Here is a 13,312-nt window from a genome sequence, read left to right as displayed (position 1 = left end):
CTAAGACCTTATTTTTCATCAAAAAAAGAAACAACTATCATGAGTGGATATTTAGATATGGAATTATTGCGTTTCACGACAGCAGGAAGCGTAGATGACGGAAAAAGCACTTTAATCGGGCGTTTATTATACGACAGCAAATCTATTTTCGAAGATCAGCTCGAAGCCGTGAAAAGTGCAAGCGAACGTCTAGGAAACGAAGAGGTAAACCTCGCATTGCTGACCGACGGATTAAGAGCCGAACGCGAACAGGGCATAACCATAGATGTGGCATACCGCTATTTTGCAACACCTAAACGCAAATTCATTATTGCCGATACGCCCGGGCATATAGAATATACCCGTAACATGGTCACCGGAGCATCTACAGCAGATGCTGCCATCATCCTGGTTGATGCTCGAAACGGAATTATCGAACAAACCAAACGCCACTCATACGTGGCGTCACTCCTGCAAATACCGAATGTAATACTTGCAGTAAACAAAATGGATCTGGTCGATTTTTCGGAGGAAGTATTCAATAAAATACAAGCGGAATACAAAATTATAGCCGAAAAGCTCCAACTCAGGAACATACACTTTATACCCATCTCGGCACGGGACGGCGATAATGTAGTAGACCGTTCTCAGCATACTCCGTGGTACAAAGGCAGTACATTGCTCCAATTGCTCGAAACTCTGCCTGTGCGTGCAGACGAAAGCGAGTTACCGGCTCGTCTGCCGGTACAGTATGTTATACGTCCGCAAAGCGATAATTTTCACGATTACAGGGCATACGCCGGACGTATTGCCTCCGGAAGTTTCAAAACAGGAGATAAGGTAACTATTCTTCCTTCATTTACACAATCGACTATTACGGCAATAGATGAGGCTGAAAAATCTCTAGGGGAAGCCTTTTCTCCACAATCGGTAGCGATACGCCTGGCCGACAATGTAGATATCAGCCGGGGTGACATGATTGTAAAATCGGACGAACAACCCAATCTCAATGCAAATGTATCGCTGATGGTCTGCTGGCTCAATCACCGCCCGTTATATACCGGAGGACGCTACATTATCAGACATACAACAGACGAAGTTCTTGGTATTGTAAAAGATATCAGCTATAAGGTAAATATAAACACATTGGAAAATATAACTGAGGTTGATCAACTCGCAATGAACGATATAGGCTATATATCAATCAAGACATCCAAACCTTTGAAGTACGACTTATACGCTAATAACCGAGTTACGGGCAGCCTTGTGATAATAGATCAGAATACCTTCGAAACAGTCGGAGCAGGTATGATTGTAGCTCCTATCGAAGAAGAGATATTTACTATCTAACAGGAAGTTGATATGAATACAGAATATATAGATCAGCTGAATATCCGTTTCAAAGACTCATCGCCGGAAGAACTGCTCTCCTTCTTCTTACATGAGTATAAAGGACGGATAGCTTTGGCTTCGAGTCTCGGATTGGAAGATCAGGTACTGACCGACATCATTGTAAAGATAGATCGTGATGCACGTATCTTCACCATAGATACAGGACGCTTGTTTCCTGAGACATATTCGCTTATCGACAAGACCAACATCAAATACAATATCAAATTGGATGTATACTTTCCGAACGCCGAAAATGTAGAACTATTTTACAAAAAGAACGGGGTAAACAGTTTCTACGAAAGTGTGGATAAACGAAAGGAATGTTGTAAGGTAAAAAAGATAGAACCATTGCTCAGGGCATTGTCAGGGCTGGATGTGTGGATATGCGGATTGCGGCACGAACAGTCTGTCACCCGAACAGGTATTCAGCCTGTGGAATGGGACGAAGCGAATCAACTGATAAAGATAAACCCGCTGGCAGACTGGAGCGAGACTGATGTATGGTCGTATATCAAAACACATCAGATTCCCTACAATAAGCTCCACGATAAAGGTTTTCCGAGTATCGGATGCCAATCGTGTACCCGTGCGATAACAGAGGGCGAAGATATCAGAGCCGGACGCTGGTGGTGGGAGAATCCCGAACACAAGGAATGCGGATTGCACCGCAGATAAGATCAAAAAAAAAGAAAAATATGAACAGAGAAGATCTCTTATTTCTTCCTATATCCATCAATATAACAGGAAAAAAAATATTACTGATAGGAGGTGGTAATGTAGGCTATCATAAAGCATCTATATTATACCGATTTACAGATAAAGCGACTATTATCGCTCCCGAATTTCACAAAGGATTCAATAATCTGCCTTTTACTCTTGTTCAGAAAAGATATTCTACAGAGGATCTGGAAGGTGCTTTTTTGGTGTATATATGTACCGAAAATAAGGAGCTGAACCATACTATAAAAAAAGAATGTGAAGAACGGAGCATTCTGGCTAGTGTATGTGATGACCCGATTGAATGCGATTTCACCTCTCCTGCCATATATAAAAACGGAAATGTTACAATTGCCATAGCATCCAATGCTCAAAATGTACACCAGTCTATCGGAATCCGAAACAGGGTACAGGAGCTGGTTGAAGACGGAAGCATCAAAATCAGGTAAGAAAATGATCCGGGCTTATTTTTGAACGGATCTTTTTAATGCAATTATGAATTGAAATAAATGATAAATTTTCAAACTATAAATCACCACGATTATACGGTATCCGAAAGAGAAAACCTCAGCAGACTGATGCATATAGATGCAAAAATCCCGCATGTATACCTGCATACCTGCAACCGCACAGAAGTATATTGGGGTGATAAGGAAATATCGGAAAACACTGCCCGACATTTATTCAGGGTAGCATCGGGTCTCGAATCGGGACTCATCGGCGAAAGGGCAATACAAGGACAGTTAAAGAACGCATACCAGACAGCCTGCGGCGAATACAAACTGTCGTCTCACCTGCATAAGCTCTTCCAGACAGCCATACATACAGGGAAACGGGTCAGAACCGAAACGCATATTTCGGAAGGAGCCATGTCTCATAGTCTTGCAACAATACAAATACTGAAAGACCGCCATATCGATTTAAACAAGAAAACAGTAAGTATTATCGGAGTTAATAAACTGACGGAAGATATATTCAAATACCTGAAATCGCAAGGTGCAAAGCATCTGTTTTTGTCGAACCGCAATTACAACAAAGCAATTGATATAGCTCAAAAATATGGCTCGGAAGTTATCCCTTTCGGTGAAAAGAAATCATTGCTCCAACAAACCGATGTACTGATCTGCGCGACATCAGCCCCTCATCTTATAATCAATACGGAAGACATAGAGGAGTCTAAATCATTGATCATATTTGATCTGGCATTTCCGAGGGATGTAGACCCTTCGCTGAAAGGCAGAGCCGGAATAGAACTCCTTAACCTCGATGATATAGAGCAAACCGTTCAATCGAATATCCGCTTACGCGAAAAGGAAGTGAAACAAGCGGAAATAATCATAAACCAAGAAATCGAAAATCTGAAAGAATGGCAGCGGCAAGCCGTTCTTCACCAAACTACGGTAATATGAACAGACAAGAATCAATAAAGGCTTACGAACAAGCTATTAAATATATCCCGGGAGGAGTAAACAGTCCTGTCAGGGCATTGAAGAGTATCGGAGAGTCACCTCTTTTCATTAAAAAAGCCGAAGGGGTAACACTTACCGATATAGATAACAATACATTTACCGACTATTGCCTGTCGTGGGGAGTATTTATACAAGGACATACCCATCCGAAAGTACAAGATGCGGTTTACAAATCCATTGCCAACGGAACAAGCTATGGTATACCAAGCATTCAGGAAACAGTTTTAGCCCGGTTGGTCAATAAGCATGTCCCTTCCATGGAGAAAGTCAGGTTTGTAAACTCGGGAACTGAAGCTGTAATGAGTGCAATACGGCTTGCACGGGGATTTACAAAGCGTAATATTATTATCAAATTCGACGGGTGTTATCACGGTCATGCCGATCATTTGCTGGTGTCGGCAGGCTCGGGAGTCGCCAGTCTGGGAGGATCTTCTTCAGCAGGAGTACCCGATAGCTTTACACGATACACAATCAGTCTTCCTTTTAATGATACAGAAAGCTTACGAAAGCTATTCTCCGAGAAAGGGTATGACATTGCCGCCATTATTGTAGAGCCTGTTCCTGCTAATATGGGTGTAGTGATACCTAAAGACAATTTTCTGAAATTTCTGAGAGAAATCACATTACAATATCGGTCTTTACTTATTTTTGATGAAGTGATCACCGGATTCAGGCTGTCGATCGGAGGAGCACAAAAACGCTTTGGGATCACTCCCGATCTGACTACTTTAGGAAAAATTGTAGGTGGAGGTTTTCCGGCGGCGGCATTTGGCGGCAGAGAGGAAATTATGAACATGCTTGCTCCGTGCGGACCGGTTTATCAGGCGGGAACACTATCGGGAAATCCGATTGCTATGACTGCCGGTATAAATGCAATAGAGATTCTCGAAGACAGCGGTTTTTATAAGGATCTGGAAGAAAAATCAGAAGCTTTCCTGTCTGCATTACAAGCTGAAACCCTGTCAAAAGACATACAGATAAACTTCATAGGATCTATGTTTACGCTGTTTTTCTCTGACAGCGAAGTACAATCATTCACTGATGTGAAAAAGTGTAACACGGAGCGTTTTGCCCGTTTTTTCAGGTATATGCTTGCGGCAAATATTTATATATCTCCATCTCAGTTCGAATCTAACTTTATATCATCAGCTCACAGCGATCTCCATTTAGAAAGATTCATTGATCTTACCCGTAAATTTTCGGGGTAAGTACAATTATACGAGTGTAGTCAGATGCCTAAGGAATAATTCTTCACCCCTATCCACCCATTCGCGAAATTCGGTATTATCCGCACCTTTACGACGGTCGATATAAGAAAGCAGTTCGGTTACATTAAAACTTGTTCCGGTGATACCTCTTCCTGTAGATTGGGCATCGGCAGCGTTGACCTCCTGTTCGACATGTACGGGTATCATCATCACCGGTTTATTCAAATACATAGCTTCGCATACAGACTCGAATCCGGCTGTAGTAATATACCCTTTACACCCGGCCATATATTGGAGAAATTTTTCATCATCAAGCTGATGCATTACCAGACCTTTTCTGATGACGGTTTCAGGGTCGGCATCTTTTTTATCCCAAAAGAAATTCAACTCCGTATCGGGATGGTCTTTGTGCCACTCTTTAACCTCATTTTCATATCCCTGATTCAAGATATAACCCAAAATATAATCTCCGTCGGACGGAGTCAGAGACAAGACTTCTTTTCTCAACAAAGGAGGAACTACAGCTATTCTGTCCGGCACATAGTCTTTCAGCGGATAGAAAGAAAGAGCCAGAGTTTTAGTTGCCCCTATACCCGAAAGCAGTGTGTGCAGACGGAAAAGCATGAGCCCCTGCCCATCGCCTTTGGCATGTGGATAATCGGGGTGTTTTATCAAATACTGATGTCCTATATTAATAAACGGCACATCAATACTAAATCGGAGGTGAGACAATCCGGCTAATATTTCGTAAAAATTAACCACTACATCGGGCATTGTCTTTTTAATTCTGAGATTAATTTTTTCGATACTCTTTTTATATCTTCTCAACCTTTTGGGATGGATATTATACACCAGCGTTTTCAGAGGATGTATTTCTTTCTGGTTTTTTCTGAAGATAAAAGACGGAGTATCGTATACCCGACAGTGAGCCCCTATCCGTTTATAAAAAAAGTCAGGGATAGAGCGTGTTTTACTCTTTCCAACAAGGACTTCCACTACTTCGTGCCCATTGCGTCTCAACATTTCGGATAAGGCTATAGCCTGAGTCATATGTCCTCGACCATCGCCTTGTACTATAAAAAGATATTTCATACGCTCAAAGGAATTAATTGAGGATTCAGGCTCTCGGTACGGTTCTTTACAGTTTCTTCCTGCTCATAATAAACCAAATCCCAGTTTCCGTTATAATCTTCGGTCAGTGCAGACATAGACTCTACCCAGTCTCCCGAATTCATATACAGGATTTCGTCGTAATAACGCATCTCCGGGTGATGAATATGACCGCATATAACCCCGTCGCATTTTCTGGCACGTGCTATTTCTACTATATGCTGTTCATAATCACTGATGTAGGAAACCGATGTTTTCACTTTATTTTTTATCTCTTTTGATAAAGAATAATACGGCAGCCCCTTCTTCGCCCTGCGGTCGTTATATCTCCTGTTGAGCCAAAGCAGCAGGGTATATCCGACATCTCCTATCTTAGACAGCCAGCTGAAACGGCTCGTAACCGTATCGAAAACATCTCCGTGAAGGATATAAAAACGCTTGCCTCCGCTTTCGTAGACAAGGTCTTTTACGATTTTTATATTCTGAAAAGCCATAGGCACTACAGCATCCAGAAAATCATCGTGATTTCCTCTCAAGTAAGTGATTTTTGTTTTGTGCTGAATCGTAAGCAGTAGTTTTATAAATTTGGTATGCTTTCTTTTCCACTTTTTGCTCTTTCCGCGAGCCAAGTTCCATCCATCAATAATATCTCCGCAGAGAATGAGGTTGTCACAAGTATTTTCTTTTAAAAATCTAGTAACTTCTTTTGCTTTCGACCATCTGGATCCCAGATGAATATCTGAAAGAACAATAGTTTTGTGGTGTTTTACGTTTGTCACAATGTATAAATTTTGGTGTTATCAAAATAATAAAAACATTGCGACAAAATGATGTATAAACGATGAAGAACTTATTAAGACTGAGCAACTATTTTCTCTTTTCCGAATTGCCGGATATATAGATCTTTAATAATACCATCTGACACCCCTATTATAGGTGTTTCGACAGACAAAGCCCGAGCCATTTTCATTATTTTCAGATAGATATGAATTGCGGGAAGTATAACGTTTGCCCGGTTGGTATTCATATTGTATTTAACGATACGTTCTTCGATAGACATTCCTCTGAGAACCCGTGCAAAAGAGACCAGCTCTTCCCGTTTGATACGTCCGCAGCGCCTGAGGAGGGAATCTATTTTATTTATATTTCCACCCGACCCCACTAGTGACACTTTCGGAAATTCGCGGCAATGCTGAAGTATCCAGTTTTTCATTTCCAGCCATTCGCCTTGCTCTTTACCGTCTATAAACTCGGGAGTACGTAATGTACCTATGCGAAACGATGCTGCTGCAATTTCTTTTTTCTGATAAAACAGGATCAAGTCGGTAGAGCCGCCTCCCACATCTGTAAACAGATAGGCTCTATCGTCATCCATATTCTGTTCGATGCTGTTTATCAGTATAAATCGGGCTTCCTCAACTGTATTAATTACTTCAATAGCGATCCCTGTTTTCAAATAAACGAGATCTACCACTTCTTTCATATTATTGGCTTCACGTATCGCCGAAGTAGCGCATACTCTCCAGCAATCGACATCATTTATTTCAATGATTCCTCTGAACGACATGAGTAAAGTCGCCAGTTTCTCGGCTTTCAGTTCACTGATATAACCGTTGGTAAATGTATCTTCACCCAACTTAAGGGGGATACGTATAAAAATATCCTTCTTAAAAAAAGGACTTCCCTTGTAATCAATCACATCTGTAATTAACAATCGTACCGAATTAGAACCTATATCTATCGCAGCCAGTCTTTTATTTTTCATACTTATTATGTTTGTATTATATATGGCTTCAAATTTCACCGATTTATGTTTCAAAGCAATTACGATATGATTACATTTAAAGAATCAGGTACAAAACAATAAGCAGGGTCATAAATTCTCATATAGGAAATCGATGACCCTGCTATTCTTTTCCAACGTTTATCAACGGGATCTCTTTACTTCATGTATAATTTCACCCTTGTTGTTGACCATATATAAAACAATCTCCTTATCTGTTGCAGAGAAAACCGAAAATCCTGTTTCGCCGCTGCAGAATACCGTGCCCTCTATCGCTTTGGGGCTGCGGCTGAGCGATCCTGACGAATTTACGACATAATCGATTTTGCTGTCTTTCATTTTCAGGTGCTGAAATGTATGCAAGTGACCGCAGATATACATATCTACATTGTATTTTTTCAAAATAGGACCCACTCTCTTTTGCATATCAGCCCGTTCGCTGTCATCTTTAGGAGTTTCGGCATAAATAGGATGATGCCCTACCACTACTTTCCATTTTTCGGTTGATGCCTTTAATGTTGCATCAAGCCAAGCCAGCTGCTTATCCATATCCTGCTTTACGGCATCGGGGTATTTGTCGCTTTCATTACGATATTTGTCGATTAACGGAGGAGTGTCGATATAAACTATCCGCAATGACTCTCCATTCTTCAACTGATAAACCTGAGTGTAATATCTGTCGGGCATACACCAGCGACGGCTTATTTTACTGTAATCTATTACCGCCTGAGTATTTCCTCTGTACTCATGATTACCCAACAGAGGATACCACTCCAGCTGTAACTCGGGATGAGAGTATATCAATTCGAAATTGGTCATCCAAAGGGGATCGGATAAACTTTCAACGCCAATGTAATGGTGTGTATCTCCCGATGATATGATGAACTCGGCATCAACGGCTTTAGCAGTTTCACCCATCAGTTCGGCAATCGGTTTTTGATCGTATCTACCATTACGCCCCAAGTCGGTAGCAATAATGAAGTTAAAACTATCTTCAAGCTCTTTCTTTTCCGAGATTTTGTTCTGCGCATTTAATCCGAATGTCAGAAAACACAGAAATACAAGACCTATAACTTTGCTTATTTTCATATATCTGAATATTTATTAGAAATCATATTTAAGTCCCATATTAAACACGGGCTTGTAGTACTCTAACTGCATTACACGGTTCTTTTCGCCCTGATAATATCTAAGAGGTTGGTTAGTCAGATTATTCGCTTCTGCAAATATTCTGAATTGAGGTGTTATCTTATACGAGGCATTCACATCCAGAAACAGTTGCTTATCATAATAACTATCCTCGAATGCCGATCCGCCGAGAGCATCAATATAGTCAGATGTAAAATTCAATGAAGCCCGTGCCGAAAATTTCTTATTCTCCCACGACAACGAAGCGTTGAACATATGAGGAGCAGTTCCCGGAAGGCTGATATCCTTACGTTCGTTACCTTCACTATCCCAGATCCCCTTGGTTTGCGACCATGTATATGTATAGTTAAGATACACTGCAAAATTTTTCAGAAATGCGCCGGGCAGGAAGTCGAGCTTGCGTTGCACAGCCAGTTCCAAACCGAATACATCTACACCTTTACCATTCCGGTATTCGCTGTATACCCAATCTTTGTCTGCAGGTATAGGACTAGGGATATCCGGAAAATCAGCAGCAAAATTATCGGCTGTATAACTGATGTTCGTGTATTTATAAATGAAATTTTTCAGGTTCTTATAGAATACTCCCGCCGAGATAAGCCCAACCGATTTGAAATAATACTCGCCACTCAAATCGAAGTTATGAGCATAAGTAGCCTTTAAATCCGGATTACCGATGGATATTTCTTCATTACTCTGCGAGATATTAGTATATGGCACAAGACTGTAATAATTGGGACGGGCGATAGATGTTGTATATGCCCCCCTCAACACCAGATTTTCTGCGGCATTGTATTTGACTGTCAAACTCGGGAATAAATTAAAGTACGAATTGGTACGGCTTACTTTTTCGGCTGTAATCTCATCATCAGCCTCCAGCATCTTATTACCGGTATAATCAATATGGGTATTCTCTGCCCTTACCCCTACTATAACCAGAAAATCATTTGTAATGTTTTGATCCCAACGCAGGTAACCTCCTACGATTTGCTCTTTTGCATGATAATTTATTGCCAGATACTCTAAAGGGACAGGTGATTCTTCGAACTGCGAAGCATCTTTCAAATTAAGCCCTCCTAAATAAGAAGCAGAAGCAAATGTTCCGGGAACATATTTCGAACCGGGATTAAACCCATCTCCTTTCCAATATTTTGTCGGAACCGAAGATAAAACGCCAATCGCTGTAACAGGCTCGTATTCATAAAATATATTATCTCTGTCTTTATTTTTGAAACGTCCTCTCAGACCGAAACGAAGGCGGCCTTTCTGATCCTCTACAACCGAAAACGGCATACGTGCATTCACCTTTACCGAATATTCTTCTTCATCGGTATAATTATGATTTTCAGTCAATTCTTTAAATTTCATTTTATCCGTGCTCTCTCCTTTTGTCAGAATAGACGGATGTCTCTGATCTGTTAAATCCTGAGAGGTCTCAACCGATTTTTGTTCAAACATAATATAACGCTCATTCGGGCGATCTTCGCTGGCTTTCGAATAGCTCAGATTCCAGTCCAGATCAAATTTATTCGAAAGAAGATGCTGTCCTCTCAATGAATAATTCTGCACCCGCTGATCTTCAAGCCTGCGGTTTTTATTCTTATCATTATCTATTCCACCCTTGGTTTCTCTTCTTACATCACTTGTGTACCCCGATTCGTTATCAGCTTCTTTGATCTTATATCTGGTTCTGTATCTGTTTTCACGATCCGCTCTCCAGTTATATATAATATCCGCCGCCAAACTGTTATTGCTGTTTATTTTATAATCCAATGCCGAAGATATACTCCTGCGTACTCTCTGCACATCGTATTTGCGGATATCAAATTGAGAAACATATACATTGTCTTTCTTTCCTTCTTTCCATACAGCTTCTATATTGTCCGAGCCATAATCTTTGTTCTGCAAAGACCCGCTTACAACAACCCCTAATTTATTTTCGAAGAAGCGGTTGCCATATACAAAAGACCCAGAATACATGGCTTTCTCACGAATAGGAACATAACCTCCCGATATCGTAGCCGAAATACGTTGCTTATTAGGTGTAGCACGGGTTACCAGATCAACAGAACCTCCAATGGCATCTGCATCCATATCGGGGGTTAGGGTTTTACTGACTTCGATATTCGATATCATTTCCGACGGGATCAAGTCCATTTGAACATTACGGTTATCACCTTCCGCCGATGGAATACGGTTACCGTTTAGTGTAACTGAATTAAGTTCGGGAGCTAGTCCGCGGATGATAATATTACGGGCTTCACCCTGATCGGTCTGCATGGTTATCCCGGGAACCCGTTTGAGGGCATCTCCGATATTTGCATCAGGAAAACGCCCGACCTGATCGGAAGATATTACATTGGATATATTCGAATTGGTCTTCTGCTGGTTCAGGGCTTTAGCCTGTCCACGGAGCATTTCACCCATTACTACCACTTCTTTACCCTGAACAGCTCCTTCCTGCAGGATTATGTTTTGTACGGTATTATTTCCCGAACCGACATTTACGGTTACTCCGGTTTTCTGAAAACCTATATAAGAGACTTCAACCTGATAAGTTCCTGCCGGAACATTTAAAAACTCAAAGTATCCATTCTGATCGGATATCGTATATCGGTTGTATTTATCGAGAGTTAAAGTCGCACCGGGCAGCGAAACCGAGTTCTGATCCTTAACAATTCCCGATATAATCCCTCCGCTTTGGGCAAAAAGGCTACCCCAACAGATTAATATCGCCAATAATAGAAATGTCTTCTTTTGCATAAGATGTAATAAATTAATTCTAGCGCAAAAGACATCTATTTATATTTTGTTAACCTTTCGTTTCTGTTAAGATCCGATTACATAATTTCAATATTTACAAAGAAGACAATAAAAAAGGGTCTGATTAAATTTGATTTAATCAGACCCTTTGTATTTATACCGTTCCGAAAAGGATATATTCTTTTAAGCTTTCAAAGAAGCCATATCTATTACAAACCGATACTTCACATCACTCTTCAGCATTCTTTCGTATGCAGTATTGATGTCCTGCATATTGATCATTTCGATCTCCGAAACAATGTTGTGTTTACCACAGAAATCCAACAATTCCTGAGTTTCGGCAATGCCTCCGATCACCGAGCCTGCAACTGTTTTACGCCCCATAATCATAGGCACAGTATTCAACATCGGGTCTAGCGGTCCCAGATAACCTACCAGCACGAGTGTTCCGTTAATATTCAATGTTGCAACATATGGGTTCACGTCATGCACATAAGGCACAGTATCCACAATGAGGTCAAAACTGCCATGTACAGACTCCATTTGCCCAGCATCGGTAGATATAACCACATGGTCTGCTCCCAAATCCAAGGCATCCTGAGTTTTGGAAGGAGTTCTTGAGAACAAGGTTACTTCTGCTCCCAGACCTTTAGCAAGTTTTATCGCCATATGCCCAAGCCCGCCTAAACCAACTACAGCCACTTTACTACCTTTTCCTACATTCCAGTGTCTGAGGGGAGACCATGTTGTAATTCCGGCGCAAAGTAACGGAGCTACTGCCGGCAAATTCAGATTTGCAGGTACTTTCAGAACAAAGTGTTCATCAACAACTACCCTCTCCGAATAACCACCATATGTCACTCCTCCCAAATGTTTATCGGGTGAATTGTATGTTCCGGTAAAGCCATTCAGGCAATATTGCTCCAGATCATGCTTACAACTGTCGCATTCACAACACGAATCGACCAGACATCCGACTGCTGCCAGATCCCCTACTTTCAATTTAGTGACGTCTTTTCCGATATTAGTAACGCGTCCGACAATCTCGTGTCCGGGAACCGCAGGATATACTGTTCCGCCCCAGTCGTTACGGGCTGTATGAAGGTCTGAGTGGCAAACTCCGCAATAAAGGATCTCTATCTCAATATCTTTTGGAGTTACTGTACGCCTTTGTATATTCATCTCCTTCAATGGAGCTTCGGATGCTTCCGTTCCGAATGCTTTTGTGTTTTTTGTTTCCATAAATGCTATGTTGAGTTATATATAAGGTCGAAGACCTATTTTTCGCTTTAGTTAAGTGTCATAACTTAAAAATATATCATTAAATACTTTCTGCCACTTATATAAACAAGAGAACTCTTATATCAGTCATTATTTTATAGTAATTTAAGAATCATGCCTTTATATCCTCTTTCAGATTCTCGTGAAGTATTCTTGCTCATAATACAAACTTATAAAGAATCAGATGCTTATACTATATACAAATTACAGAATTATCTACCATTATTACTGATTTTTATAAACACTACTGACTAATGTCAATCAGTAGTTAGATTGATAAAACCGTTCTTTTACATTATGCTATTTAACTACGCGCAATCATAGATTGCTTGTGTTCCTTTTGGCTAAAGCCCCAAAAGGAACCAAAAGGTCTTTGGCGCTGCGAGGCTCTGCCTATCTGACAACGTTCACGGGCGAAACTAAATAAAACTCGCCTTTCAGGCTCAAACAGCATTTAGTTT

General features: G+C 40.8%; 11 protein-coding genes. 5 read left to right on the top strand and 6 right to left on the bottom strand.

Going from position 1 to position 13,312, the window contains the following annotated elements; translation table 11 throughout:
• The first annotated feature begins 39 nt into the window (after positions 1-39).
• From K322_RS18890 to hemL, 5 genes are read left to right on the top strand one after another with little or no spacing between them, the layout of a single operon-like run.
• Positions 40-1,329, top strand: a complete 1,290-nt coding sequence (locus K322_RS18890) for a sulfate adenylyltransferase subunit 1 (RefSeq protein WP_035331666.1) — start codon at positions 40-42, stop codon at positions 1,327-1,329.
• 12 nt (positions 1,330-1,341) lie between these two features.
• Positions 1,342-2,046, top strand: a complete 705-nt coding sequence (locus tag K322_RS0107575) for a phosphoadenylyl-sulfate reductase (RefSeq protein WP_026626345.1) — start codon at positions 1,342-1,344, stop codon at positions 2,044-2,046.
• Positions 2,047-2,066: 20 nt separating this feature from the next.
• Positions 2,067-2,537 carry a precorrin-2 dehydrogenase/sirohydrochlorin ferrochelatase family protein gene (locus tag K322_RS0107570; protein ID WP_026626344.1) on the top strand — a complete coding sequence of 157 codons (471 nt, stop codon included), beginning with the start codon at positions 2,067-2,069 and terminating at the stop codon, positions 2,535-2,537.
• 60 nt (positions 2,538-2,597) lie between these two features.
• Complete coding sequence (gene hemA, locus K322_RS18885; protein WP_051290698.1) at positions 2,598-3,497, top strand: glutamyl-tRNA reductase; 900 nt, start codon at positions 2,598-2,600, stop codon at positions 3,495-3,497.
• Positions 3,494-4,765, top strand: coding sequence for a glutamate-1-semialdehyde 2,1-aminomutase (hemL, locus tag K322_RS0107560; protein WP_026626343.1), 1,272 nt, complete (start codon positions 3,494-3,496; stop codon positions 4,763-4,765). The genes hemA and hemL overlap by 4 nt, the downstream gene beginning before the upstream one ends.
• A gap of 6 nt (positions 4,766-4,771) precedes the next feature.
• Here the strand turns inward: hemL and K322_RS0107555 are convergent, their stop codons facing one another.
• The 6 genes from K322_RS0107555 to K322_RS0107530 all read right to left on the bottom strand — a co-directional run bounded on the left by K322_RS0107555 (position 4,772) and on the right by K322_RS0107530 (position 12,812).
• Positions 4,772-5,857 carry a glycosyltransferase family protein gene (locus K322_RS0107555; RefSeq protein WP_026626342.1) on the bottom strand — a complete coding sequence of 362 codons (1,086 nt, stop codon included), beginning with the start codon at positions 5,855-5,857 and terminating at the stop codon, positions 4,772-4,774.
• Positions 5,854-6,654, bottom strand: a complete 801-nt coding sequence (locus K322_RS0107550; RefSeq protein ID WP_026626341.1) for a UDP-2,3-diacylglucosamine diphosphatase — start codon at positions 6,652-6,654, stop codon at positions 5,854-5,856. The genes K322_RS0107555 and K322_RS0107550 overlap by 4 nt, the downstream gene beginning before the upstream one ends.
• 74 nt (positions 6,655-6,728) lie before the next feature.
• Positions 6,729-7,640 (bottom strand): Ppx/GppA phosphatase family protein, encoded by a 912-nt coding sequence (locus K322_RS0107545; RefSeq protein WP_026626340.1) that lies wholly within the window; start codon positions 7,638-7,640, stop codon positions 6,729-6,731.
• Positions 7,641-7,802: 162 nt separating this feature from the next.
• A complete protein-coding gene (locus tag K322_RS0107540; protein ID WP_026626339.1) occupies positions 7,803-8,741 on the bottom strand; it encodes a metallophosphoesterase in 939 nt (312 codons plus the stop codon).
• A gap of 21 nt (positions 8,742-8,762) precedes the next feature.
• A complete protein-coding gene (locus K322_RS0107535) occupies positions 8,763-11,570 on the bottom strand; it encodes a TonB-dependent receptor (protein ID WP_026626338.1) in 2,808 nt (935 codons plus the stop codon).
• A gap of 183 nt (positions 11,571-11,753) precedes the next feature.
• Positions 11,754-12,812 carry an NAD(P)-dependent alcohol dehydrogenase gene (locus tag K322_RS0107530; protein ID WP_026626337.1) on the bottom strand — a complete coding sequence of 353 codons (1,059 nt, stop codon included), beginning with the start codon at positions 12,810-12,812 and terminating at the stop codon, positions 11,754-11,756.
• Between the last annotated feature and the right edge of the window lie 500 nt (positions 12,813-13,312).

The sequence above is a fragment of the Indolivaga capnocytophagoides DSM 22835 genome (assembly GCF_000426485.1).
Classification (GTDB): Bacteria; Bacteroidota; Bacteroidia; order Bacteroidales; family Dysgonomonadaceae; genus Dysgonomonas_A; species Dysgonomonas_A capnocytophagoides.
Note: the sequence above shows the minus strand (reverse complement) of the source record. Positions and strands in the feature narration are given on the sequence as shown.

Coding starts and splice junctions, on each gene's coding strand:
- K322_RS0107570 (WP_026626344.1), top strand. CDS start 2,067: ATGAACAGAGAAGATCTCTTATTTCTTCCTATATCCATCAATATAACA.
- K322_RS0107575 (WP_026626345.1), top strand. CDS start 1,342: ATGAATACAGAATATATAGATCAGCTGAATATCCGTTTCAAAGACTCA.
- K322_RS18890 (WP_035331666.1), top strand. CDS start 40: ATGAGTGGATATTTAGATATGGAATTATTGCGTTTCACGACAGCAGGA.
- K322_RS0107555 (WP_026626342.1), bottom strand. CDS start 5,857: ATGAAATATCTTTTTATAGTACAAGGCGATGGTCGAGGACATATGACT.
- hemL (WP_026626343.1), top strand. CDS start 3,494: ATGAACAGACAAGAATCAATAAAGGCTTACGAACAAGCTATTAAATAT.
- K322_RS0107545 (WP_026626340.1), bottom strand. CDS start 7,640: ATGAAAAATAAAAGACTGGCTGCGATAGATATAGGTTCTAATTCGGTA.
- hemA (WP_051290698.1), top strand. CDS start 2,598: ATGATAAATTTTCAAACTATAAATCACCACGATTATACGGTATCCGAA.
- K322_RS0107535 (WP_026626338.1), bottom strand. CDS start 11,570: ATGCAAAAGAAGACATTTCTATTATTGGCGATATTAATCTGTTGGGGT.
- K322_RS0107530 (WP_026626337.1), bottom strand. CDS start 12,812: ATGGAAACAAAAAACACAAAAGCATTCGGAACGGAAGCATCCGAAGCT.